Below are 24,705 nucleotides of genomic sequence, written 5' to 3' on the forward strand. Positions count from 1 at the left end.
CCGCCGTGACAAGACCAATTCAGACTCTGTTGCTGACCAACGACTGCACAATGGCATCACCGCTCAGTTCACTGGTGCGGTAGACATTCTGGCAAAAGCCCCGCAAGCTGAAATCCATAGAGCCTTTGCCTTTGTCCAGCAGGATACCTGTCACCGTGAACCGGCGCGCTTTCTGCTCGGCAAGCAATTCGGATGTGAAATCGTCCGAAAGTGAACACTCGCCGTCTGTGACAAATACAATGTCCGCGTTTTCAAAGCCTTCCTCACGCATCAGCCTGAGAGACTCCTTCAGAGGCGTTTCAAAATCGGTGCTGCCGTTCAGAAAAGTCTCGGCCGCCGCGATCTTATCAGCCAATGCGTATTCCCCAGGCCGGAATACATCTGTTTTGAATCGTTCGCTGCCTGCAAAGTGGATCAGCGCAAAGCTGCGCCTGCTGCTTGCCGCGATCTCCAGGAGCGTCAGCGCAACAGCCTTTCCCCAGGCGGCCGGATCTCCTTTTGTGGAAAATGATTCGTCCAGGCAGCAAATGATGTCGCCCATGCCCTTGAAGACTGGCTCCCGGCGCTGGTACTGCTTGATCTGTCGGTTTTGATACTTTCGCAGGAGCAGCGGCATCGTCAGCGGCGAGGCCAGCATGGCAAGTTCCGAGGTAATGGCTCTTGAAAGGTCCCGTCCCAGCTCCAGGGAATACTTCTCGCCCCGGCCATAGGCGTAGCCGTTGCGCTTTCCTTGAGCAAAGATCTCCCGGAACCGTCCGAGGTATTGGGAGATGTTCTTCAGTACAGCGCTGCCGCGCACAGTTTCCAGTATCTCCGTGTTGACCTCGCTTTTTTCCAGATCGCCCGCCTCATCACTCCAGGCGCTGATAATGCTTTGCACTTCCTCTGCCTTTTCGGCTGCCGCGCTCACCGCACGGCCTACAAGCGCCGTCAGGGCCTCCTTGTTCTGCGCTGCGCCGGTGTCGATCATCCTGCCGACCGCTTCCACCTGGCGGCGTTTGCTCTCAGCGGCGTTAGCCGCCGAAATGACCGCCTGCTCCAGTGTCTCATTGCGGTCCTGCGCCTGCTGCAGCCGCTCCATCAGCCCGGCAAGTTCCTCCTCAGCCCTTGCTTCAGCCTGTTCCAGCTTCTCCAGTGTGTTCAGCGCGCCTTTGCCGCCGGTATCGCCCAGGAGGTCATCCAGCTCTCCTGCGGTACGGGAAACAAACTCAGAAGCAGCCTCATACGCAGGCAGCTCTTGGCCCTCACACACCGCCTTCAGCGTGGGATAATCCTCGCTTTGGGTAACGTGGTCCAGTATCCGGGCATTGAATTTACGCGCCGCAGCCGACAGCGTAGCCGGGTCGTTGCGCTTTGGCATCAGAGAATAGAAGGACTGAAAGACATCCCGGGACAGTGCAGGAAAAGAACGCAGCTTTTCCGCGGCGCTGTGCTCAATATCGTCCAGAGCATCGTCCCCGGCCCGCAGGTCCTGATAGATGCTGTCCTCAAGCCTGCTGGAGCGCAGCACCCGGTCTGTTGATACACGCTCCGCACCGGGAGCTGGTTTTCCTGCCCAGGGAGAGCGCAGCACATCTTCAATGGTCCGATAGGCTTTCATGAACTTCTCCTCTCGTATAGGCGTTCAGATACAGATTGTAGTCGCCTCTGCGGGTGATGAGCCGCACCCAGTAATTACAGACCTCACCCTCCAGGTAAAAGCTGAACTCATCGTGGTACTCCTCGCTCATGCAGGCATCCATATGGGCAGCGCAGAACCGCCGCAGGGTATCCAGGTCTTTGAGCGCGTTTTTGGACGTCAGCGCCTCATATACCCTGTCGATCTCTTTGCGGGCCTCCGGCGTTGCCAGTTCTCTGTGGCAGGGCCACACCGTGTTGTACCAGCGGTAGCCATCATAGTCCGCGCGGATATGTCCGATCTTCCTCAGGGGTTCCGGGAAAGAGCAGCCTTCCGCTTTTTCTTTCTCCTCGAAAACCTCCGGGAAGGAACACTTTGTCTGCAAACGGGAAAGAATATCGTTTTTCACGTTAAACACTCCTGTTCTTTGAAAGCTCGGGGAGAGGCAGTGCCTCTCCCCATACGCTCATCAGAACGGCAGCTCGCCGTCCTCCTCATTGAAGTCGGGGACAAAATCATCCGGCGTCTGTCCCTCTGCCTCGGGGTCCCCATCCTTGCTTCTGGGTCTGGAATCCCCAAAGTAGACGTTGTCAGCGACGATCTCCGTGCTGCGCCGTTTCTCGCCATCTCGGCCTTCCCAGTCACGGTTCTGAACGCGGCCCTCGACCACAGCCATGCGGCCCTTCGCAAAATACTTCGCCACGACCTCCGCCTTCTTGCGCCAGACGACCACATCGAAAAAGTCGGTCTCTTTCTCACCGCTCTTATTCTTGAAATCCCGGTCACAGGCGATGCTGAAGCTGCACACCGGGGTATCGCCGGCCTTGCGCAGTTCAGGGTCCTTGGTGAGTCGTCCCATGATAATGATTTTGTTCAGCATACGATTACCTCCAATACTTCATGTTCATTGCAGTTCTGCCAGTTCTTCCAGTGTCGCGTAGGTATAGCCGTTTTTCTCGTGAGCGCCGCGGCTATCCTTTTCCAGGTCGTCCAGCAGCTCCCGAAGCATATTGCGCTCGCTGTCGCTCTGCGCCTTTGTGTTCAATTCCCGATAGAGACCGTAGACACGCAGCAGCTCGGTCCGGAACTTCCGAAACGCCTTTTTCCCATCGGCGCCGGCAGCGACCGAGACATCCAACTCGTCCAGCACCTCTTTGGCCATGGCACGGATGTCGTTGATCTTATCCTGCATGGGATTGACGCACATCCGCTGGAGCGTGGATTCCACCGTTTCCCGGTCACCGGGCAGCTGCCAGAGGTAGTTCTTCAGGGCAAGCAGGTCGATGGGCTCCACCTGCGCATGTCCCGAGAGCCATGCTTTTGCCTGAACAACAGGGTAATAGCCCAGAAATTTGCGGTCCGATACCACGATGCCGGATTTGCGAAGCTCACAGAGGATGTCGTCCACCAGCTCATTGACCGCGTCCGGTACGGGGATCGCGGCAACGTCCCGCTGCATCTCCAGAAGTTCCTCCAGGGTGATCTCAGCACGGACCTGCCCGGCGTTTCCCGCCTGCTTGTCCTTCAGAACACGCAGACGGTTATCGCGGCCGGCGATGTTCTCCGTCACTACCTTCAGTTCCAGACGGTCATACAGCGCCGAGAGGATCTTCTCCTGCGGGTCGTTGAAATTAGGGATCTCATTGGACGCCGCAAAGAAAGAGATGGTGGGAATGGGGTATGTACGGCCTTCGTTGGTGTACTTGCGCTCATTGAATGCCGTCAGCAGGGAGTTGAGGACGCCGTCGTTACATTTGAATATCTCGTCGAGAAAGCAAATATCCGCCTCCGGGATCTTGCCGCTGGTGTTTACCACAGGCTCGCTGCCCCTTGTCAGGGCAACGGCCTTTTGGTAAGCCTCCAGATCATCACTTAGCTGCTTCACCTGGGCAATCGCCGTCCCATCCGGAGACGCGGCTGGCAGTCCGCTCAGCATATTCTCCAGATTTGATACCATTTGCGTGTATCTGCGGTCATTCTTCAAAACGTCCTGTGGGATACTGCCCGGAATCAGGCTGGATAGATCGATCCGCCCGAAAAGCTGTTCCTCATCGGTCTGCTTGGACAGCAGCCGTTCAAACTGTCGTGCGCCGGAAATGTGCTGGCGGAACAGGTTGATGGCATAGCTCTTGGCCTGGCCGGGGTCACCCAGAATAAACAGGTTCTTTCGGGTCAGCATCGCAATGGCGATCAGCTCAATGAGTTCAGACCGCTCAGCTACGGACGCATTCACATCAGCGATCACCGCCATCATCTTTTCGCGCAGCGTCATGCGGCACCTCCTGTCGCCTGACAGTTCTACTTTTTCCATGACAATACACTCCTCGTTGTCAACCTTGATTTGCGTTCTTCGGTATGCCACGATATACCTCTTTTCCATATGGATTTCCGCTCGTTTGCGTGTCCTCCCGACGTTTCAAATGCAGTCCTTCATGTACTCTGCATAGCAGGTCGGGCAGGCGCGGTTATTGGGCGCATGGTGCCCCACGGCCTTTAGCAGTGCGGAATAGAGCCGCGCGTCCCGTTCCGTTGGGAAGGAGTAGATGTCCAGATCGCACCCGCCAAGGCAGCAGTGCGCTGTTACGACCTCCCATGCGGTTTTATCTGCCGTTTCCCGGACGATGTGCGCCGGAGACTGCCGGAGCTGTTCATCAGTCCGGCTCAGGACTTCCGCAAACACCTCTGCCGCACTTGTGCGCAGCTGCCGCAGCTCAGAAATATCCGTCCTGGCCTTTGCCAGCTGGAATTGCAGGTATTTCACATCCCGCTCTTTGCCCTCCAGCTTCTTCCTCAGGAGAGATTCCCTGTAACTGCCGCAGGATTGGTCCCGGTCATCAGATAGTTCGCCGAAAAAGGCGTAAAACGCTGCTTCCAGCGCCCGCTCCAAAGAACGGACCTTCCGGCAAACGTACATTGTGATCTCTTTCATGTGCAGCATTTGAAATCCTCACGCTGCCGCAAGCTCGCCGTACTCCTGAAGCTCGCAGATGGAAATGACATTCTTCCTGTCATAGCCGCGGGGCAGGTCGGTCATGCCGCACAGCGCCCGGGGCGAACCGCAGCTGAACAGCTCATACTGGAGCTGAGCATAGATGTGCTGCTTCAGCGGCCCCTTGTCAGGGTCATAGCCCGCCACGGCCTTGATGAGCCGGAGGGCCAGCTGCTGGTACACATCATCATAGTCCAGCCGCGCCGCCTTCATCAGTCCACGGTTTTTGCCGATCACCTTGTCAATGCAGTACAAGTGCTGCTCCACGATGCGGTTGCGCTGAGCGATGGAATACTTGTTTTTCATAATGTTCCTCCTGTATTTGGGGAGCCCAAAAGCGGCAACGGCCTTGGCTCCAGTCCTCCATGAGCATGTCATGGGTATAAGATTGTGAGTTGTAGTTGGGGCTGCTGCAATTCTGCGTCCCCGCCCCGGCGGGGTCATAGTAGGCGTGGGCGCAGGTATCACAGGTCTTTTCCTCTTCCTTCAATCCGTATCCTCCTTGATGTTCTTGCGCGCCGTCTGCGCGTCAAACTGCGGACAGTATTCAAAGCCCTGATCCGTCTTGTAGAAAAAGCAGGGTTTGAGTCCGTCATCGATCTCTACCACCTGATACCGGTGGACCGCCACATGAAGCAGTTCTCCGATGGGCTCCGTGTCACAGCGTTTCCAGAACTCGGGCGGCGTCATTTCCGTATGCAGTTCAAAATCAACGGCATACCGGTTGGCGCTGGGGGAGATGGCATGACCCAGTTCCTGGCAGAGCATCGTGTGAAGCATCCAATCGTCCCGGCTCTTAAAGCCATAGATCCGCAGCTCACAGGGGCTCTTTCGCTTTGGACACCATGCCGGTACATACACGGTGGGATCGCCCCGGCGAAACCGCCGGGCCTTCCTGCCTCCGATGCAGTACCGCTCACCCAGGTGCATCATCACGCCATGCTGCTTCATGGGTATGGAGCCTTCATAACGAAAGCTGTCCGGGCAGCCGGCACAGGTGGGCTTTCTCACTGAGGTCAACACTTTATTCCTCATCAGAAGGCCTCTCATCAACACTTCTGCGGTACATGGTATGGACGCTCTGATTCTCCGGCTGCTTCAGCCAGACGCCCACCGCGGGTCTGTCCGCCTCATGGAACATCTCCTGAAACCGCTGCCGAAACGCCGTGTTTTCCATGTGATGACCACTGCTGTTGTGGTACTGGTGCAGATGGAGGTAAAGCGCCGCCAGCAGATCAGAACCGGTCAGATCGTTCTCCACGCGGATGCCGTGGCAGAGCCGCCCACCGCAGCGCCGGCAGACACCGGCAACACATAGCTTGCGCGTTTCCGCCTGGGAGAGAGTCGTGTATTCCAGCTCCCATTCCGGCTCAGTGAGGTTGTTCGCAACGTGCAACACCAGTTCCATCATGTCTTTGCTTTTCACCGGGCTGCAGGTGCAGAGCTCCCGGTCCCCATGGGGACAATTCATTTTCTGGCACATTCCTATGCCGCCTCCTTTTGTTCGCATTTTCTGCATAGGTCGATGACCTGTTGGCACTGGTCCATTTCAAAACCCCCGATATGGGTGCATCGCTCTGGCAGGCCCATTCGGCCAGCCAGCCATTTGTAGCCCTGCGTCCGGCTCATGCCTCTGGATTTCCAGAAGGTATCAAATACCTGGTGGGTCTCCATCCGTTTGAGCCGCAGCACCTCATTGGCAACATTCCCAAGAGGCCGGGTGGTCCCTTTATGGCAGCCTACGCGGGCATTACAGTTCAGGCAGAGATAGATGCTCTCGTCCTCCAGCCCCAGCCGTTTCACAGCCTCGCCGTAGATCCGCCGGGCAGGCACGAGCTCCACTTTGCCGCCGCAGTAGCGGCAGATCCGTGAGATTTTCAACCGCACTCCTCCTTTACGCCGCCTTGGGCAGCGTACTCTTCTCAGATTTTGCTTTCACATGAACGGTCGGCTTGCGCTTGGACATCTGCAAGCAGACCAGATCATCGGTGCGCATCAGCAGGATCCCGTTTTGTCCCACCTCCAGCATCAGCGTTCCATTAAGGGCCTTGAGGCAATCGGAAAGCTGACGGTGGTTGTACCAGTATTCGCCGCTTGGCGTACCTGCCAGCGGCACCACATCCATTTCCCGGCTGGAAGAGCCGTTTTCGCTTTCACAGCGGATCGTAAGCCGTCCCTCCTGAAACCGCAGGCTGAAAGAGTTGCTTTCTCCGGCCACCACCGTGACGGAGGAAACAGCCTCCCAGAGTGCCGCGGCATCAGTCAAAATCGTAAAACCGCTCTTTACGCCGGCCAACATCCGGTCTGCGTCGATGAAGTTTCCCTCCATCAGCCGGGCGGAAAAGACGAAATCTTCCTTTGTGAACACCACGGTCTTGCCGGTGGTGCCAACATACAGTTCATCCTTGTTTCCGATCAGATGAGCCAGCTTTCCCAGGGACGCGGCCGGAATGAGCATACTGACCGAGCCCTCGCTCTTGCTGTCACCTTTGGCAGCGGCAAGGCGGGAGCCGTCACAGCCCACCGCTCTGAGTCCTTCGCTGGTAAAGATGAGATTGACACAGCGCATCAGCGGCTGCGCCTCATTTTCCGATACCGCGAACACAGTCCGTCGCGCCATAGCTGGGATACCTGTCACAGGGACCGTATCCTCCGGGAACGGGATCTCCATTCGGGGAAAGCTTTTTGCGGGCAGCGCCGGGATACTGTAACCGGCGCTTTCACTGGTGATCTCCACGCGCTTGCCGTCTTCACCGGAGATCGTGACGGTTTCACCGCCCAGCAGCTCCAACATGTCTGCAAACAGCCGGGCATTGAGCACCAGCTGACCGGGCTGGAGGATCTCGGCGCTCATGCGCCGCTCCAGCGCCACCTCCAGGTTGGTGGCCGCGACGGTCACTTTTCCGTCGTCCGCAGCTTCCAGCAGGACGCCTTTCAAGGCGTCCATGGCTGCGAGATTGGGAGCAATGCTGTCCGCTGCCTTCGCCAGGGACAAAAGCTCCAGTCTGTTGAGTATGGCCTTCATAGCAGGTTCCTCCTTATGCCGCGTGGTCAAAAAGGCTCAGCTGGTTCTCATCTACCCTGACCTTTTTGGCACGCTTCTTTTTTTGCTCTCTTTCCAAAATTGCCGCAAGCTCCGCAGCCTTTTGGGGATCGATCCGTTTTGGTACCGGCGCCGGGGCAGGCTGAGGCTCCTCCTGAGGCTGCGGTACCTGATGGGTCTTTGTTTCTTCGCTTTGAACGCTTTCGCCGGGTGCTGCCATACCTGCAGGAGACACATCCCGGTTTCTGTCCGGATTGATGATCGCCATTTTTTTGAAGGCAGCCGCGATATCCTCTACATTGTCCCGGATGCCCTGCATCAGTTCCTTTGCCATCAAAGAGGTCATATCCTGTACATCGCTCATGGCGGCCAGACCCTCCTCAGTGAAGTTTCCTTCGATGATGCCCGCCACGGCCAGCTTGGAGGCCATGAGCTTCATGGCCTTGTGCTGCATGGTGTCCTTGTAGTAGAGCATATAGACCTCGACCCTGGGCGCGGTTTGGTTGATCCGCCAGGAACGTCTGGACGCTTGCCGCAGCGTAAAGAGCTTGTAGCCCATGCTGTAAAAGATCAGCGTCGTAAAAGCGTTGAGGTCCAATCCGGTCTCTACCAGGGAAGGATTGGTGATCAGCACCTGCATACCGGCGGAAAGGCGTTTTTGCACCCATTCCTCCCGGGCGGAGGGCCTGATCTTCTCACGCATGATCTCCGTGCTGTATCCTTCCGCGTTGAGCAGCTTCATCAGCTTTTGCCGCGAGTCGGCGCGTGTCCAGCTGGTGTAGACCAGTACGCGTTCCCCGTTTTCCACCTTGCGCCGGACGATATCCAGTACAGCGCGTTCCTTGGCGCCGATAGTCTCAAAGTCTCCGATGCTCTGCGGCTCTACCAGGGACTGACCTGTGTCCGGGTGTACGATCTCCGGCTGGCCGTAGGGCTGGTCCGGATAGATGGTCAGAAGGTTGAGATACGAAGAGAGGATCTTCCGTGCGGCTTTTCTGTCCGATCTCAGGACCCCCGTCAGGATCTTTTCGATACGCTTGTACTCCTTTTCAACAGCGGCCTCCATATCCAGAGGGACGGGGATCTCCTCATAATCCGGAAGATCCTTGCCCATGTCCGACAGGGAGAGAAATGCCGTTTGCTCCAGTAGGAACCGGGAGTAAACCAGCGGGGAAACGCCGGGGAGTTGGCGCGACTGCTTTTTGGTTCGCTGCGACCTTCTGTTGGAGGCATAGTCAGATTCACTTTCCTCATAGGTGGTCTCCACAACACCGTACTCCGCGTCAAAGACGCCAGGGGAGCTGTACGGCTTGCCATCCTGCAGCATCAGGCTGGGGGAAACCCGGTAGAGCAGGTGGAATATCCCGGAGGAGTAGCCGTTGATGAGCGTGGCTGTCATGCCGATGGCCCGCTTGGAGACCGCGAGGATCTCCGCCATGGCATCGCCCTGTCCGCTGTCATTGTTATATTCGTGCAGCTCATCCACGATCAGGCCATCTACCTTGCCCTTATACCTGCGCTTGATATAGGAACTCACGGGGTATCTGCGGCAAGCTCCAATAGTGGGATAATGACCGTCCGGGGTGTCTGCGATCTCCTTGAGCCGTTCCAGTACGGCCTCGTTTTTGTTTTTCCCGAAGTGCTCCGCAGCCCTGTACCGGTACACCCAGCCGTAGCCGCCGATCTTCACCCAGCAGCTTTTCTTTCCGGGATTGACCGGCTCCCAAAGCGTGGTGCCGCAGTGGTCGCACTTGTGGTTTTTGCTGTTTTCCGCCCGGAAGAAGAACTGGTCCACCTTTCCGATGTACCGCACGCCATCCTCTGAAAAGGGCTGCTCAATGGGATGCAGACAGTCGGGACAGAGAAATGCCCTCTGTCTCTCATTCCATATGGCGGCAGGCTGCTTCATGTAGCCGTCCCGTGCCTTTTCCTTGGAGATAATGGCGTAGATGCTCTTGTCCCCCTTCTCAAACAGGGCAAAGAGGCGGTCCAGCTCCGTGTTGCTCCCCACCACCACGCCTGCGGTATCCGGCAGGGTCTCAGCAATCTCACGCGCCCATTTCTTTGCCACATGGGACGGGCATAGAATGATGTTGAAGGTCTTGGCCGCACCCCGTCCTGCCTGCGCTGCCCGAAGGGCATACACAGCAGCCATGGCCGTTGCGCCGATTTTCGTCTTGCCCGAACCGCATTCCGCCACAATAAATCCGCACTTGTGCTTTTGAAGCTGCCGCTTCACCGCCTCAGCCACAGCCAGCTGCGCATCGTAGAGAGAATAGCCGGCGTGCTGACGGATATAGTCGTTGACCGCCAGGATCTCCGGCGACAACGGCTCAGAGGCTGGGTCAAACAGCGGTTCAAACTGCTTTCGGATGCGTTCTGCTACTGTGACTCCAAAGGTGTTCAGATAGCCGGTGACGTTCTCTACACCGTCAAAGCCGTCAGGGTCTTTCACCGTACCCGGTATGGCGATCGCGCCTGTTTTCAGGCCGTCCTCCACCACGGAAATGATGTTGCTGTCATCCTGCCGGCAGTTCAGCACCCAGGCCTCCAGCTTCTCCCGCAGGGAGATCACCACCAGCCGTTTTAAGATGCCTCGTTCTTCCAGCTCATCCAGCACATAGTCCCGAAACTCCGGGATCAGCGGCACCGCGGTTTTCCGGTCTACTTCCTCAAATAGCCGGTCACGGTCATTTTCGGGGCAGAAGATGATGCATTTCCGGGGCGGCAGGTCAACTTTCTCCTGGCCCTCATCCGCTTCATCTTCTGCCGTCTTTGCCTCCTGATCGTCGTCAATGGCCAGCAGCGTTGCCTCGGCATACACGCCGTCATGTGTGATCTGCCGCTGGAACCGTTTGACCTGACAGGTCAGGAGCAATGACGTTCCTCCTACCTGGGCTTCCAGGGTCGCACCGGCGTACAAGGCGTCGGCCATGGCCCGTACCATTTCCGGGTATCCGCCGAAGCGAATGGCCCGGAGCGTTTTTTGCCGGCTTTCCTGCTCATACACGATGGTGTCCGCATACGCACTCAGCCGGACTTCCTGGGTCTTGTTGTAGTAGCTGATCGGGATCAGCCTGCTTTGGTTAGTCATTCATGATTCTTCTCCTTTCTTTGGGAAACAAAAGAAGACCGCAACTGCCCATACAGGCAATTACGGTCTTCTTGGTCCCAATGTTATTTGTATTCCCGGTCAGTCCCGCGGGCGACTCATGAGGGCAGACTACCCCCCTGGTCCATTTCATCCGCCCTAAAATGCTCCGCCCTAAAAATGCTCCACCCTGGAATACAGCTATATTCTACCCCAATCTGCGGCCAGTGTAAACTTGCGGTTGCCGCAAGGGCAAAGCGGGCCATTCGGTTCTGTTTCCTTTCGTACCGAAAGCATTTCAATGGTTCATTGACCTATGCAGGAACCGATGCTTTGCATAAGGGAAGCCGGGGACACATGTAAGCAGTCGTGGGCATTGTCCCGCGCTCTTACAAATCATTGTTCACGCGGATGGTATATGGCAGGACAGTCAGCGTGTCCGGGTCGATGATGATGACTGCCCGTTTCTTTTCAAACGCATAGTTGACGGTATAGGCTGTGCCGCCCTTTGCCGAGCCGTTGAAGATGGCAAGAACGAAATTGGCATGGTCGATCAGCCAGCGATTGCGCCGGAACATACAGTCGCGTGTGTAGTGGCGACTGATATAGACGGTTTCGTCACACTCCGCCAGGATGTTGAAATAGCGTTCCCGCTGCTCCACGCTCCAGCGGTCCGCCTGACTTTCGCATGGCAGCACCGCAATCAGGCGGATGTCCTTTTGGGGATATTTCTTCATGCAGGCGAGAACGATCTCCGCGCCCCAGATGTCTGCACCCAGCGCCATCCCCGTAAGAAATGTTGTCACGCCATTTTCAATCAGGGACACGATCTGAATCGTCATCAGGGCCTTGAGTTTACAGCAGTCCGGGTGTTCTTCATCGTAGCCGAATTTGTAGCTGGACGGTCTGTGTCCGGTAAATGCACAAGTCAAATCTTCCATAATACCGCCTTCGTGAATAAGCAAAATATGATGTGCATAAAATCATTATAAGCCAAATACATTTTGCTGTCAATAAGCCGAAAATGATGTACGATATAATATTTTACGCATCATTAAGAAGGAGGTGCGTCGCATGAAATCGTTTTGTGAGATTCTTCGGGAACTGCGGGAGGATCGGGATATGACCCAGGCCGATGTTGCAAATCTTCTCGGCACTTCGCAGCAATACTATTCCAAGTATGAAACTGGCAAATATGAAATGCCGATCCACTATGTTGTGCCCCTTGCAGACTTCTATGGGGTATCTGTGGACTATCTCCTGGGGCGCACGGCCTGTCGGGTACGCCTGGAGGAATATCAAAAGCCAATCGTCGCCGGGTACACGGCAGACGAACTGCTGGCGGATGTACTGACGCTGGACCGCAAGGGGCGGGAGAGTGTCCGTGAGTATATCGAATTGCAGAAGAAAGTGAACCGGCAGAATAAAGGCAAATGATGACGGCCTACCCAGGCCGTCATTTTGTTTTCCTCCGGCACACGGAAACGGAGGGTACGGGAAAGCGGCAAGCAATGCCAAGCGGGACCCACTTTGCGAAAACCGCAGATTGCGCGAACGAACATCAAATGCGCACCTTGGCTTCTCAGGCTGGCGCCTTCTATGAGAGCAACATCTGTAAAATGTAAAAACCCCGCATCGTCAAAGACTGTTATGACGGTGCGGGGAGATTTCATGTGGTTTCATAGCTGCAGTGTTGTATCGAATATCAATGGTTGGGATAAAATGAATTCGCAGAAGTAAGCTCTTCCAAAAAACGCTTGATTTTCACCAGATAATTGCATATAATAATACTGCGAGGTGAGAATATGATAAAAACGACGGATATGCTCTTGGAGGAACTTCGGGAATACGCAAGTCCCCGCTCCAAGCTGTCTCGCATGGCAAAGAATGGTGAGATCTTCCCAATCGTCAAGGGCCTCTATGAAACGGAGAAGGGTACACCGGGTATTTACCTTGCGGGCAGCATCTATGGTCCATCCTATGTTTCTTTTGAATATGCGCTCGGCCATTACGAATTGATCCCGGAGGCAGTCTACACCCTGACCTGCGCTACTTTTGAAAAGAAAAAGGCCAAGAAGTATGAAACGCCGTTTGGTACATTTACCTATCGGGATGTCCCCTCCGAGGCATTTCCTCTGGCGCTCAAGCTGGTAAACGAGAACGGGTACTATTACCGCATTGCCACGCTGGAAAAGGCTCTTTGTGATATACTCTATACCCTGCGGCCAACCGCCAACGCAGCAGAGCTGCACATCATGCTGAATGATGATCTTCGGATCGAAGACAGCGAATTGAAAAAGCTGGACGCCGACTTGGTTGCCGAATTGTCAGAGCACTACCACACCACAAATGTAAAAAGACTTAGCACATTGTTGAGGAGGCTGCAGAAATGAGTGCCGTAATCGAGCAAATGCTGAAGGCGTATCAGGTTGAGAATATCTATGACAGAAAGAACGCCATGAAGGAGATTATGCAGGAGATCGTGTTGTGCGGCTTATCCCGCGCCGGTTTCTTTGACAAGGCTGCATTCTACGGCGGCACGGCTCTGCGCATTTTCTACGGTCTGGACCGTTTTTCCGAGGACCTGGACTTCTCCCTGGAGACCACCGATCAGGACTTTGATTTGAAAGCGTATTTTCCGATTCTTGAAAAAGAGGTGCGCTCCTTTGGCCTGAATGTGACCATTCAAGAGAAGGAAAAATCCAAGGACAGCGACATCCGCTCCGCGTTTTTGAAGGGCAACACCAAGGAACATCTGCTGCTGTTCTACGCGGATGAGAAGATCGCAGGCAGCGTTGCCAGAAGCGAGGCGGTCAAGATCAAGTTTGAGGTTGATGTAAACCCGCCTGCCTTTGCGACCTTCGAGCATAAATATCGCCTGCTGCCTGTTCCGTACAGCGTAAGACTGTATGATATGCCCTCACTCTTCGCGGGAAAGATCCACGCTGTGCTCTGCCGTGCTTGGCAGAGCCGTATCAAGGGCAGAGACCTGTACGACTACATCTTCTATCTGTCTAAAGGCGCGCCCGTCAACAGGATGCATCTGCGCCAACGGCTGATCGACTCCGGCTACATTACAGATGATGTTGATTGCACGCTGGCAGAAATCAAGAAGATGCTCTGCGACCGCTTTGACTCCATTGACTTTGAACAGGCAAAAAGGGATGTGGAACCGTTTATCCGTGACACGTCTGTACTGGATATTTGGAGCGCCGACTTCTTTACGCAGATCACAATGAACTTAACTGAATGCTGAGCAAAGCCCTGTGCGACCGGCCCGGATCAGGCCGGCTGCACGGGGCTTTTTCATGTTTATCCGGCTGGTGAACCCGGAGGCCTTTTCCAGATCTTCATCACGCGGGCGGCGTGACCATACTGTCAGCGCGGTATCTGATGCTCAATATACCCTTGTCACCATCGGCGTGGTGTGGTACCATATTTAGCTGTTGGGAGGGAGCATCAAATGACGTACACAGACGAGGAGATCGCTTTGATCGACGGGGTGATCCAGTCTTACTTTGCCCCGTGTTCTGTCAGCCGGCAGCTGCGGGAGAAATATTGGGACACGCATCAAAACATTACGCACAGCCGGATCGGACGCGAAGATTTGGTCAATATCAGGGCAGCTTTATCATTCCTGCTCCCTGCTTTTGACGGCGACCGGCAGATTCAGCGGGACCTGGTATCTGTCCTGGCAAAGACGAAGCTTCTGCTCAATGAAGTCGTCGATAGCTGAGTTAACAGCTATCAACGGCTAACAGCATGGGGTTTTCAGACTTTGCGGCGGGGACGGTCTGCTGAAAGCGAATCGTTCCCGCCGTAACCGTCAAAGCTGACGGCGTGTAGACTCCTAATCGAGTAGATAAGGGCAGTTAGCCCCGTCCTCTCACGCCACCGAGTGTGCCGTTCGGCGCTCGGCGGTTCAATCGCATAAGTGCAGGGACTCGTATCTGTCGGATAGACTATTGTATCCGGCTCGTGCGAGTCTCTCATTTGTAATAGACTGAGTCAATATCGGGCTTCCGGCTACATTCCAGTAAGCTTTCAGGTATCCCCATTTGCGGGCGTAGCGTTTCGGTATGCCCAGCTTTATGAGGTTGCGTATCCTCGCCGAGGGCACCTTCCATTGCTTCCAGATATATACCCAGAATCTTCGTCTCAGCCACTCATCCCATCTCTGCATCGTGTTCTTCATGTCCGCAATCCAGAAGTACAGCCTGATTGAAACGGCGAAAGAAAACCATTTGGATCCGTACCGATACCTGCTCTGGGTCCTATGGAATGCTCCTGCCCTGAGCCAGGCAGATGTGGCGTGGGCGGAACAGCTTACGCCCACGCCAGTGCTCCGGATGAATGCAGAATACCACTAAAATGAAATCATGCCCTCCCAACTTGATTTGGGAGGGCATGATTTTTATACGCCGAGAGCTTTGACGATTACGATAGATGCGTAAGCAACTCAAGGGAGGCACCCCCTTATTCGGAACGCAGTGACGGAAAACAGCCCGGGCGATCGACGTCCGGGCTGTTCGACTCGCTGAGCGCATGATACAGGGCTTCCCCTATATAGAAGTGCGCCATTCGGTTTTAGATACTGTTTACTTGCCCAGGCAGCGGAACAGGAAGGTCACGATCTGGGCGCGGGTGCAGTCTGCGCCGGGGCTGAAGGTGGTGTCGCTGGTGCCGTTGGTGATGCCGTTGGCCACCGCCCACATGACCGCCTCGCCGTAGTAATTCTCCAGGTCCACATCGAAGAAGGGATTCTGGAACATCCATGCACCCTGCATGCCGCCGCCCTGGGCCTGCTCGCTGCGGTAGATAAAGGTCATAGCCTGAGCGCGGGTACAGGTGGCGTTGGGACTGAAGGTACCGTCGCCGGTACCGGTGGTGATGCCCTGACTGACAGCCCAGCGGACCGCCTCGGCGTAGTAGGCGTCAGCGGGAACATCGGAAAAGTTCATGGCATAGTTCACCACAGGACTACCGGCGGCGCGCCACAGGAAGGTGACGATCTGCGCCCGGGTGCAGGGGGCATTGGGGCTGAAGGTGGTAGCAGAGGTACCTCTGGTAATGCCGTTTTCAGCGGCCCAAATCACGGCATCGTAATAGTACGCGCTGGCGGACACATCCTTAAAAGGATTCTCCGTGGTCTGTTCAATTTCCGTGAACACCGTCTCAATCGTCACCTTGGATGCGGGCATGGTGAAGATATAGACACCGTTCTTCTCAGTGACCTTGATCCTGTCTCCGTTCTTGTCAAGGACCTTCAGGGTATCAAGTTCATAGCCCTTGTCGGGCTTCACAGTGATAGTCACTGTATCGCCCTTGGAGGCATTCTTGGGGCTGACAGACACAGTACCGTTCTTGGTGCTGGCGGCAGTGACACTATAGGTGGGGGTGCTGCTGCCTCCGCTGCCGGAAGAGGACACCACATAGGGCTTAATGCTGCCGGTCAGGTTGTTGTAGTTGGCCTGGTCAGCCACCGCGGGAGTGTATGTCCAGTTGTACGCGGTGTTGGCGGAAACCGTCTGGCTGTCGCCCAGATCCCACACGATGGAACCGCCGGCGGGCGTGATGCTGCCCACGCTCAAATCCGCGTCCGCCAGGGTCTTGTCGCCGGTGGTGATGGCGGTGTAAGCGGGCGTGCCGGTGGGGGTGGCCTTGTTGATGGTCACCTTGATGATATCCTCAACCGTTTCATAGGTGTCCGTGTCCGTGGGGATGAACACCACAGTCACATTCTCGCTGCTGTCCGCAACCTTCACGGGAGCCGCGTTCTTGAAGCTCCAACTGCCTTCCACGCTGGCGGTGCCGGTAATGGCACTGGCAGGAACAGCGAAGCCGGTATAGGTCACGGTGATGTCGTTGGCGCTGACCGTGGGAACGTCCTTTGCCGTCAGTTCGATATTGATATTGACGGTGGCGTCCTCATAATTGTCGGAGGTGATGACCACAGGCAGGGTCGCACGGCAGGCTGGGAGCTCGCTGGACAGAGTGTAGGTCACTTTGCCAGTGTTATCCACATTCCAGCCGTATATTGTAACGGGATCACTCTTGGCCGGGGTTCCTTTGGCATAGGTCAGGGTGCCGGCATCGGCGGGCATCCCCGCGCGGCCGATATCCTTGCTCTGCTCAGTGGTCACAGTGTACTTCTGCCAGACAGAAATATCAGCCAGCGTCGGCGCGTCGGCCTTATCGACGGTAAGGCCGCTGACGGTGCAGGTTTTACCCTGATAGGACAGCTCGATGGAGGTATCGCCCACGGCCAGAGCGCCGAAGGTCACCTCAGCGGTGACATCTCTGGTGTTGCCGCTGGCATAGGTGGCGATGACGGTCAGGCCATCGGTCTTGAAGGCCTCGCCATACTTGTAGCTGGTCGTGTCAGGTGTGCCAGAAGCGGAGATGCTGCTCAGCGTATCGGCCTCCACAGTCAGGCTGATGGTGCCGGTAACAGTCTTGTAGTTGGTGCTGTCGGTGGGGGTAAAGGTCCAGCCGTAGTCAGCAGTACCAGCCGTCAGGGTCTGACCAGCGGTCAGCTGCAGCGTTCCATCAATGGCCTCGCTGGCCCTGCTCAGGGAGATGTCGCCCAGCGCGGTGCTGGTGTAGATAGTATCAGGGCTGGCCTTCGTGACAGTACCCACGGCGGGATCAGCCTTGGAGATGGTCACGGTGACGGTGGGCTGGGTCAGAGTGTAGTTGCCCGCTTTTTCACCGGTCAGGGTAATTTCGGCAAAGGTAACGATCTTGTTTTCGCCCGCGTTGGCGTCCGTGATGGTACCCGTGGTAGGCATTACGGCCGCAACCTGTTCTTCGTCGCCGGACACAATGCCAGAAAGCACGCCGCCGGCCAACTCGACCGTGGTGTTGCCCGCGGCATAAACCCGGTCGGTGGCCGTCAGGCCGGTGACGGTCAGTTCCTTCTTGGCAATGGTGAAATCGGCGGGAACCACGGTTTCCTGATAGTTGGCGGTGGCGGCAATGGTAGCCTCCACGGTGTAGCTGCCCGCGTCAGTGGGCTTCTCGGTCAAATATCCGCCGTCCTTGACCTTGTAGCGGTAGGTGACGGCCCCATCTTCCGCATCGCCGGTCACCACAGGCTCGTTGGGTGTATCGCCGTAGGTCCAGCCCTCCATGGTGACGGTGGCGGACTGGGGCGCCGCGGTGATGGTGTAGGCCTTGGTGCCGTTTTCAAATGTAAAAACATAGTTTGCGGATTTGCCTTCACCGGTGATGTCATAGGTGCCCACAGGGCTGGAAGAAGTGGCGGAGGTGGCCAGGGCATACACATCGGTGTCGCCGTCCACGATGCCGTTGTCCGTAGCCGTCAGCTCCGCGATGGCCGCGCCGTAGGCGCTGCTCTTGGGCTGGATGGTCACGGTGACCGGCCTGGGGCTGATGCTGGCGGTGGTGGTTGCCTGCTGCTCTTCCTCCGCCAGAGTGTAGTTGCCCGCGCTGTCGCCGCCCAGAGTCAGACCGGTGATGTTGACCGTCTTGTCAGTGCCGACATTTTTATCCTCAAAGGTGCCGGTAGCGGTGACAGACAGGGTATCACTTTCCAGTTTTCCGGTGAACACGGCATTGGTGTAGACCAGCGTAGCTGTAGCTTTGCCGTCATAGTCCTTGTCGCTGGCGGTGATGCCGGACACGGTGACCGGTTTGCGGCTGATGGTGAAGTCCCTCGTGGCGGAGGCTTCGGCATAGTTCGTACCAGCCGCCTTGGTGACCTTGACGGTGTAGTCGCCCGCATCCTTGGGGGCTGTCTCGGTATAGGTGCTGTTGTCCGCGCCCTTGACCTTATACTTCACGGTGACGGTTCCGTCGCCGGTGACGGAATATCCATTTTCTTCCAGATCGGCGGGCTGTCCGTTGTACTCTTTACCGGGGTCGCCGGTAATGGTCACACCGCCGGCGGCCTTGTTCACCGTGACGGTGGCGGTATTACTCTTGACAGTGCTTCCTCCGTAGGTCACCGCACAATAGTATTGATATGTACCCGCGTTGGGCTGGGTCAAGGTCAGCGTGTTCGAGGTTTCGTTCGTCAACTTCTCGGTGCCCTTGTACCACTGGTAGGTAATTCCATCCGTTCCGCCGCTGGAATTCTGGGCGGAAACACTGAGTTGGACATCGCCGCCGTAGGTGACGGTCTGGCTCTGAGGCTGGGCGGTGATCGTCACAGCAAGCTTGTAAGTAGCCTTCACGGACAAGGCACTGTAAGGCATGGTGAAGGCGTTGTTGGAAATACTTACAGAAGGGGTCGTCGTCCATGAATCGAATACATAGCCGGTTTTGTTGTAGGGCACCAGGGAGAAGGATGTGCCCGCCTTTCCATAACGGGTTCCACCGTAGTCGTCAATCAAGCCTGCCACGGTGCAGTCAGTGAGGGTCAGGGGACAATATACACTGCCCGTGACGCGCTCCGCACCCGACAGTGTTCCGTTCACATAGAGATTGTAGCCGCCGGTGTTCAGCGACGCGCCTTCCGGAACAGTCAGGCTCTCATCACTTGCAATGCAATAAACGGACGGCAGCGTCTGACTGCCATAGACCGTGCCGTTCTTGCCGAGGAAGTAGAAACCGGCGGTTTTCGTTGGGGTGGTATATTGGCCCTCGTTGTTGACATAGGTCCATGCGGTGCCATTCAGAGTAAAATTGATACCAGATGACGTAGCATCGCCGCCGTGGCCGATGTCAGCAGCAGGGGTGGTCATAGCGCTTTGATCGCCTCTGGTGGCAGTGACTGTTCCGCCGGAGATGGTAATACTACCGCTGCCGCCGACATAATGGCCGCCGCCGATGCCGGCAGCCCACTTGCCGCCGGTGGCGTTAACCGTGCCGCCCTGAATTGAAACCGTTCCCAGATAAGTCGTAGCCGTTTGGCCGGCGCCGGTACCGATGCCGGCACCCATATTGCCGCCTGTGGCTTTGACTGTGCCGCCGCTGATCACAATTGTACCTGCTTTGGTGTAGTTGCCGCTGCCGATGCCGGCAGCCTGAAGACCGCCCTCGGCCGTGACATTGCCGCCGGAGATCTTAATCGTTCCCATTGCGGTGCCGCCCGGGGCGTTGCCGATACCGGGAGCATAACTGGTGCCGTAGGCCTTAACCGTACCGTTGGAGATGGTAATGCTGCCCTGTGGAGAACCTCCGCCGCCGCCGATTGCTGCACCACAGTCCGTATTACGAACAAAATTGGTTCTCGCAGTAACAGTACCGCCGCTAATGCTGACATTGACAGAATTTTTAGCAATAGCACTATCAGCCTTGCTGCCGCTGCCGATTCCCGCTCCTGTATCTGCATCTGCATTAATTTCGCCGCCTGTAATCGTGACACTGCTGGTGTCAGATACCCATGAACCGGCACCATATCCATATCCTGTGCCAATTCCGGCGCCACTGGCACCGTGGGCCTCGATTTTGCCGCCGTTAATAGTGACATTGACCGGTAGGATCGCGTCGCTACCGCCGCCGATGGCTGCGCCACTCGAAGCCGTGGCGTAGATCTCACCGCCGTTGATTGCTATTGTGGACGTTACAGACGCTCCCGCATAACCGCTGCCGATGGCTGCGCCATTCGAAGCCGTTGCGTTGATCTTACCGCCGCTGATGATAACCTGGCAGGGACTCGAACGACCACCGCCGATGGCTGCGCCGCCGTTGGTATAAGTAGAGTTGGCGGTGATATCACCGCCGTTGATGGTAACCTTGCCGGTACACCAACGACCACCGCCGATGGCTGCGCCTTCGTAGTTAGAAGTGGCGTTGATCGTACCGCCGTTGATGGTAACGTCGGCAGTGCCATAATAATCATCAGCGCAGCTGCCGCCGCCGATGGCTGCGCTACAGCTGTTAGCAGTAGCGGTGACCGTACCGCCATTGATGGTAACGGTGGCAGTGCCATATTCACCGGAATTTTTTCTGCCGCTGGCGCCGATGGCTGCGCCATAGCCGTTAGAAGTAGCGTTGATCGTACCGCCATTGATGGTAATGCTGCCGGCTCCGCTCATGCTCTTTTCGAGGCGCTGGCCGCCAATGGCGGCATCATAATACGACGACGATGACGATGACGACGAATTCTCGACATTCAGTTTGCCGGTGCCAGCAGACTGACCGTAGATGGTCAGCGTGCCGACATTCTTCATCACCTGGATGTTGCCCTTGATGGTGAGACTGCAGCCGTCGGCCAGGATCAGGTGGACATTGCCCTTGACTGTGATGCAGGCAAAGGTGTCCGCGGAGTCCGTTTTGCCGATGGTCACATTGCTGTTTACCACATACCAGGTGTCCTGTCCGTCCTGACCCCAGGTAATGGCCGTGTCGCTTTCACTGCCCGTCACCTCGGTGGCGCTGGAACAGGTTGCTTGTTTCAGTTGTTTTGCGCTGCTGTCCCAGTAATAATAGGTTACATTCGTTGCCGCCAGCGCCGTGGCCGGCAGCAGCGTTAGGCACAGGGCCAGCGCCGTGATGATACTGAACAATCGTTTTTTCATAGAGGTTCCTCCTGCTTTGGAAATATAACCGCATTTACTTTACGGCTTTGCGCCGTCTGTTTCAATAGCCCCTGCGCGAAACGACATTAAAACGGCGTAAAACGACAAAAACCGCCGCACACCCTGCTGCCGAAGCAAGCAGCCGTGTGCGGCGGTTTGGATATGGGTTTGTCACGTTTCGCTATCTCTCTCCCGCGTCTTGCCAAAGTAGCGCATCAGTGCTTTGTTGGTGTCGCTGCTGATTTTGACGTATTCGATCTCCGTAAGATTGAACAGGATGCACCCGCAGTGGCCCTTGAAGGTGGGGAAACAGGTCACCTTCAGATAGGCGTCGATCTCCGGGCTGTAGTCCATGACCTCCAGCGTTTCACCGTACAGTGTGGCCCGCTCATACAGACGCAGCCATTTGGTATTCATGTTGGAAAACAGGCTGCCGAAGGAGCTGCCGATCAGCTTTTCCAGAGGCATTTTTTCCAGCTTCGCCAGGGCGGGGTTGCCGTAGCGGAAGATCCAGTCCACGGCGCGGCGCTCCTCGTCGAACACCATCTCAATGTCCGTGAAGGCGAAGGGCATGGCGTCAAAGCCGCGGTAATGGGCCCGGTATTCCTCCTCCGTGGCGGGAATACCGTCCCGGGTGAAGCCGCTGATCAGGCGCTTCTGCGCTTCCTGAAGACGGGCGATGATCTGGTTTTTCTTCCGGATGGTGTAGATCAGGGATTCGCCGTTGTTGAGATTGATGTGGTCGGTGATGTCGTGGATGGCCATGGCGGACACCAGACAACCCCGGTGGACCTTGATAAATCCGTCGCCCAGGGCTTCCTCCAGCTCACTGATCTTCATTCGCGTCTCATATACCTTGCCGCCGGAGACGTGGATCTCGGCGGTCCTTTCGATCATCAGGACATAGAGAATGGTGTTGGCGTTCAGCACCAGCTTTGCCCCGTTGGATAAAATCGTGATGTATGCTGCTTTCTGCAATTCAAGTACCTCTTTTTCTCTGACTGGTACAGGAATTATCGCATATTTCCTTTTGAATTTCAACTGTGTCCGGCGCACGGATATGGCTGCAGGCAAACCGTGTAAAATTACATTGTCTCCCGGCGCTTCTGCCAGACCAGATCGTAGCCCAGCACATCGGCCAGCTCAACGGCTTCGGTGTTCCGCAGGGAGCCGTGCCGCAGATTGCCGGACAGGTTGGGGACGCTGCTGCTCCAGCCGTGTTCGTCGGCCAGCAGCTTTACCGCCTCCGTCATGGTCATGCCCTTCCAGGCGATGAAGGATTTCACTTCATTACGGCAGTATTCCGCCTTGTTTAACACTGTTTTACGAACACCTGCCAATCAGCGCCATCCGGTTTTCTACATAGGCTGCTATATGTGATGTCCTGCAATATCAGCCGGGTGACATCTTGGAAATACAGCCCTGAAGAATAAAATGAACGTGGATGAAGCATATGCCGATGAAAAGGGCAAACGATGACCATGGCGCCGGAGCAAATCCTCAAGGATCTCTTTGTAAGAACTGAAACAGAACAAGCGGAAAAACAATAAAACGGAAATTCCCTGTAAGGTGCCCGCCTTACAGGGAATTTATTCTGATCATCTATAATCTTACGTTAAACTTTGAATAGCCCAAAAATGTTCCACTTGACTTCTGAAACGAAAACGGATATGGTGCCGTCTAATAGGATGAAGCCGCTTCAAGTACCGGGGGAAACACTATGGAACAAATCGAAACAAAGAAAGCACAATTTTCAGCCGCCATGGGAGATCAGGAGATCATTCAACTGTTCTTTCAGAGGTGCGAGGAAGCCATTACCCAGACCCAGAAGAAATATGGTGCGCTGTGCCGTAGTGTGGCCCAGCGGCTCCTGGCAGACCCCAGAGACACGGAGGAGTGTGTCAGTGACACCTACCTTCGTGCCTGGAATGCCATCCCGCCGGAACGCCCCCGCTCTCTGCGGGCCTATCTGGCCCGCATCACCCGGAATCTGGCATTGGACCGTTATAACTACAATACTGCCGCCCAGCGCAGCACCGCCCTCACCGACGCTTTTGAGGAATTGGAACCTTGGATCGTTGCCGGGCAGGGTGATCCGGACACAGAACTGGATGCATCAGAGCTGCGCCGGGTGCTGAACGGCTTCCTGCGCCGTCAGAGCGCTGAGGCCCGCGTGTTCTTTTTGCGCCGCTACTGGTATGGAGAGAGCATCCGGGAGATTGCGGAAGAATGCCATGCCAGCGAAGCAAAGGTCAAGACATCCCTGTTCCGCACACGGGAACGGCTGCGCGCGGAACTGGAACAGGAAAGGATCACACTATGAACAAAACTCGTTTTCAGAAATGGATGAACGCCGTGGACGATGACTTGCTGGAGGAAGCGCAGCAGCCCATGCGGAAGAGACGGACCTGGCTGTACAGTGCCGGGGCGATTGCCGCCTGTCTTGCCGTGGCTGTAACTGCCGTCACCATGACCCACCGGGGCACTGACCAGCCGGCCATGATCGCAAACCCCATGCACGAATCCAGCGCAGCTGAGTTTCAGCAGCTGGGGTACTCCATCCCTCTGCCGGACAGCGCCTCTGGCACCTCCTACTACCTGATCGACACAGGGGAAAGCGACAAGCAAATGGCCGAAGTTAATTTTGAACAGGGCGGACGGTCGTACTACTGCCGTGCCTTAAAGGCAGAGCAGCCCCAGGACATCTCCGGCATTTTTGCTGACTGGACGGAGAGCCTGGACTGGAGCGGCGAAGATGTCTCCGTGCAGCTGCGCAAGTCCGAGGATGCGGCCTGGGTGGGCTGGTATGCCCCGGAGGCCGAGGTGCAGTGGTGTGTTGCCGGCGGCAGCGATGCCCAGGTGCTGCTGGACACCGCCCAAACCATTGTGGAGAAGCTGGGGTACGTCATGCCGCTGTATCCGATGGAAAGTGTGGAGGATGCCTTTGCCGACGGCGGATACTCTGTGGACTTCACGGCAGCGGACCTTGTCAAAACCGGGGATGGGTATTCCCTGACCGCGGAGATCTATGACTATGACCGCTATGAACTGGAAGATATTCAGGGTTTGAAAGAAGGCGACCAGATCCAGGTCTGTCGGAAGCCGGTGACCGTTGAGAGCATCCGGCGGGATAACGGCACCGTCATCATCAACGGCGGCATCGAAAGCGGCGGCGTAGAGCTGATTGAGGATGACGGTCTGTACCGCACCTACGCAATGGATGACCATCCGATCTACTATGATCTGGGAACGATCACCCTGCCCCTATCTACCGACTGCACCTTTGAAGATCACGCCGACCTGGAACATGAACCTGATGGCCTGGTTTATGAGTACGAGGACGTCCCATCGGCTATTACGTCCAGTGAAATGCCCTTCAACTGCTACAACACGGTCATCACTGTCCGGCAGGAGCAGGTGGTGCAGATCATCCGCTATTGGATTCCCTGATGGATCAACATATAGAATCGAGGTAAC

At 56.1% G+C, this 24,705-nt stretch carries 23 protein-coding genes and 1 pseudogene; 8 read left to right on the forward strand and 16 right to left on the reverse strand.

Annotation, left to right across the window (positions count from 1 at the left end; genetic code table 11):
- Positions 1 to 19: 19 nt before the first annotated feature.
- The 12 genes from ACTNBZ_RS08370 to ACTNBZ_RS08425 all read right to left on the reverse strand — a co-directional run bounded on the left by ACTNBZ_RS08370 (position 20) and on the right by ACTNBZ_RS08425 (position 11,682).
- Entirely contained in the window at positions 20 to 1,600 is a 1,581-nt protein-coding gene (locus ACTNBZ_RS08370) for a hypothetical protein (protein WP_441209217.1), read from the reverse strand.
- The gene (locus tag ACTNBZ_RS08375) at positions 1,578 to 2,027 is read right to left on the reverse strand and encodes a hypothetical protein (protein WP_441209218.1); all 450 of its coding nucleotides are present in this window, start codon (positions 2,025 to 2,027) and stop codon (positions 1,578 to 1,580) included. The genes ACTNBZ_RS08370 and ACTNBZ_RS08375 overlap by 23 nt, the downstream gene beginning before the upstream one ends.
- A 60-nt stretch (positions 2,028 to 2,087) precedes the next feature.
- Complete coding sequence (locus ACTNBZ_RS08380; protein WP_441209219.1) at positions 2,088 to 2,498, reverse strand: single-stranded DNA-binding protein; 411 nt, start codon at positions 2,496 to 2,498, stop codon at positions 2,088 to 2,090.
- Positions 2,499 to 2,522: 24 nt separating this feature from the next.
- Positions 2,523 to 3,890: an AAA family ATPase gene (locus tag ACTNBZ_RS08385; RefSeq protein WP_441209220.1), complete on the reverse strand. Its 1,368-nt coding sequence runs from the start codon at positions 3,888 to 3,890 to the stop codon at positions 2,523 to 2,525.
- 144 nt (positions 3,891 to 4,034) lie between these two features.
- Positions 4,035 to 4,556 carry a hypothetical protein gene (locus ACTNBZ_RS08390; RefSeq protein ID WP_441209221.1) on the reverse strand — a complete coding sequence of 174 codons (522 nt, stop codon included), beginning with the start codon at positions 4,554 to 4,556 and terminating at the stop codon, positions 4,035 to 4,037.
- Between the two features lie 9 nt (positions 4,557 to 4,565).
- The gene (locus tag ACTNBZ_RS08395; protein WP_441209222.1) at positions 4,566 to 4,913 is read right to left on the reverse strand and encodes a hypothetical protein; all 348 of its coding nucleotides are present in this window, start codon (positions 4,911 to 4,913) and stop codon (positions 4,566 to 4,568) included.
- A 180-nt stretch (positions 4,914 to 5,093) separates the two neighbouring features.
- Complete coding sequence (locus ACTNBZ_RS08400; protein WP_441209223.1) at positions 5,094 to 5,627, reverse strand: hypothetical protein; 534 nt, start codon at positions 5,625 to 5,627, stop codon at positions 5,094 to 5,096.
- A 4-nt stretch (positions 5,628 to 5,631) separates the two neighbouring features.
- The gene (locus ACTNBZ_RS08405) at positions 5,632 to 6,090 is read right to left on the reverse strand and encodes a hypothetical protein (protein WP_441209224.1); all 459 of its coding nucleotides are present in this window, start codon (positions 6,088 to 6,090) and stop codon (positions 5,632 to 5,634) included.
- Positions 6,091 to 6,092: 2 nt separating this feature from the next.
- Complete coding sequence (locus ACTNBZ_RS08410) at positions 6,093 to 6,488, reverse strand: zinc-finger-containing protein (RefSeq protein ID WP_441209225.1); 396 nt, start codon at positions 6,486 to 6,488, stop codon at positions 6,093 to 6,095.
- 13 nt (positions 6,489 to 6,501) lie between these two features.
- Positions 6,502 to 7,632, reverse strand: a complete 1,131-nt coding sequence (locus ACTNBZ_RS08415) for a DNA polymerase III subunit beta (RefSeq protein WP_441209226.1) — start codon at positions 7,630 to 7,632, stop codon at positions 6,502 to 6,504.
- A 13-nt stretch (positions 7,633 to 7,645) separates the two neighbouring features.
- Positions 7,646 to 10,744 carry a helicase-related protein gene (locus tag ACTNBZ_RS08420; RefSeq protein ID WP_441209227.1) on the reverse strand — a complete coding sequence of 1,033 codons (3,099 nt, stop codon included), beginning with the start codon at positions 10,742 to 10,744 and terminating at the stop codon, positions 7,646 to 7,648.
- A gap of 386 nt (positions 10,745 to 11,130) precedes the next feature.
- Entirely contained in the window at positions 11,131 to 11,682 is a 552-nt protein-coding gene (locus tag ACTNBZ_RS08425) for an SLOG family protein (RefSeq protein ID WP_441209228.1), read from the reverse strand.
- A 133-nt stretch (positions 11,683 to 11,815) separates the two neighbouring features.
- Between ACTNBZ_RS08425 and ACTNBZ_RS08430 the strand changes: the two genes are divergently transcribed.
- The 4 genes from ACTNBZ_RS08430 to ACTNBZ_RS08445 all read left to right on the forward strand — a co-directional run bounded on the left by ACTNBZ_RS08430 (position 11,816) and on the right by ACTNBZ_RS08445 (position 14,477).
- Positions 11,816 to 12,178, forward strand: coding sequence for a helix-turn-helix domain-containing protein (locus tag ACTNBZ_RS08430; RefSeq protein WP_441209229.1), 363 nt, complete (start codon positions 11,816 to 11,818; stop codon positions 12,176 to 12,178).
- Between the two features lie 368 nt (positions 12,179 to 12,546).
- The gene (locus ACTNBZ_RS08435; protein ID WP_441209230.1) at positions 12,547 to 13,134 is read left to right on the forward strand and encodes a type IV toxin-antitoxin system AbiEi family antitoxin domain-containing protein; all 588 of its coding nucleotides are present in this window, start codon (positions 12,547 to 12,549) and stop codon (positions 13,132 to 13,134) included.
- Entirely contained in the window at positions 13,131 to 13,997 is an 867-nt protein-coding gene (locus tag ACTNBZ_RS08440; RefSeq protein ID WP_441209231.1) for a nucleotidyl transferase AbiEii/AbiGii toxin family protein, read from the forward strand. Before ACTNBZ_RS08435 ends, ACTNBZ_RS08440 begins: the two co-directional genes overlap by 4 nt.
- A 207-nt stretch (positions 13,998 to 14,204) precedes the next feature.
- Positions 14,205 to 14,477 (forward strand): hypothetical protein, encoded by a 273-nt coding sequence (locus tag ACTNBZ_RS08445; protein WP_441209232.1) that lies wholly within the window; start codon positions 14,205 to 14,207, stop codon positions 14,475 to 14,477.
- Between the two features lie 186 nt (positions 14,478 to 14,663).
- Here ACTNBZ_RS08445 and ACTNBZ_RS08450 read toward each other — a convergent pair whose 3' ends face one another.
- Positions 14,664 to 14,936 (reverse strand): hypothetical protein, encoded by a 273-nt coding sequence (locus tag ACTNBZ_RS08450; protein ID WP_441209233.1) that lies wholly within the window; start codon positions 14,934 to 14,936, stop codon positions 14,664 to 14,666.
- On the opposite strand from ACTNBZ_RS08450, the gene ACTNBZ_RS08455 reads away from it, so the two are divergent.
- Complete coding sequence (locus tag ACTNBZ_RS08455; RefSeq protein ID WP_441209234.1) at positions 14,935 to 15,111, forward strand: transposase domain-containing protein; 177 nt, start codon at positions 14,935 to 14,937, stop codon at positions 15,109 to 15,111. The two genes, ACTNBZ_RS08450 and ACTNBZ_RS08455, sit on opposite strands and share 2 nt — an antisense overlap.
- Before the next feature lie 228 nt (positions 15,112 to 15,339).
- On the opposite strand, the gene ACTNBZ_RS08460 is transcribed toward ACTNBZ_RS08455, so the two are convergent.
- The 3 genes from ACTNBZ_RS08460 to ACTNBZ_RS08470 all read right to left on the reverse strand — a co-directional run bounded on the left by ACTNBZ_RS08460 (position 15,340) and on the right by ACTNBZ_RS08470 (position 22,547).
- Positions 15,340 to 21,228, reverse strand: a complete 5,889-nt coding sequence (locus ACTNBZ_RS08460) for an S-layer homology domain-containing protein (RefSeq protein ID WP_441209235.1) — start codon at positions 21,226 to 21,228, stop codon at positions 15,340 to 15,342.
- 171 nt (positions 21,229 to 21,399) lie between these two features.
- Positions 21,400 to 22,206 (reverse strand): LytTR family transcriptional regulator DNA-binding domain-containing protein, encoded by an 807-nt coding sequence (locus ACTNBZ_RS08465; RefSeq protein WP_441209236.1) that lies wholly within the window; start codon positions 22,204 to 22,206, stop codon positions 21,400 to 21,402.
- Positions 22,207 to 22,313: 107 nt separating this feature from the next.
- Positions 22,314 to 22,547 (reverse strand): LLM class flavin-dependent oxidoreductase, encoded by a 234-nt coding sequence (locus ACTNBZ_RS08470; RefSeq protein ID WP_441209237.1) that lies wholly within the window; start codon positions 22,545 to 22,547, stop codon positions 22,314 to 22,316.
- Positions 22,548 to 22,597: 50 nt separating this feature from the next.
- Between ACTNBZ_RS08470 and ACTNBZ_RS08475 the strand changes: the two are divergent.
- The 3 genes and pseudogenes from ACTNBZ_RS08475 to ACTNBZ_RS08485 all read left to right on the forward strand — a co-directional run.
- Positions 22,598 to 22,654: pseudogene (locus ACTNBZ_RS08475) on the forward strand (helix-turn-helix domain-containing protein); the annotation flags it as partial.
- 294 nt (positions 22,655 to 22,948) lie between these two features.
- Positions 22,949 to 23,551, forward strand: a complete 603-nt coding sequence (locus ACTNBZ_RS08480; protein WP_441209238.1) for an RNA polymerase sigma factor — start codon at positions 22,949 to 22,951, stop codon at positions 23,549 to 23,551.
- On the forward strand, positions 23,548 to 24,678 hold the full coding sequence (locus ACTNBZ_RS08485) for a hypothetical protein (protein ID WP_441209239.1): 1,131 nt from the start codon (positions 23,548 to 23,550) through the stop codon (positions 24,676 to 24,678). Before ACTNBZ_RS08480 ends, ACTNBZ_RS08485 begins: the two co-directional genes overlap by 4 nt.
- The last annotated feature ends 27 nt before the right edge of the window (positions 24,679 to 24,705 follow it).

The sequence above is a fragment of the Pseudoflavonifractor sp. HCP28S3_F10 genome (assembly GCF_052065415.1).
GTDB lineage: Bacteria > Bacillota > Clostridia > Oscillospirales > Oscillospiraceae > Pseudoflavonifractor_A.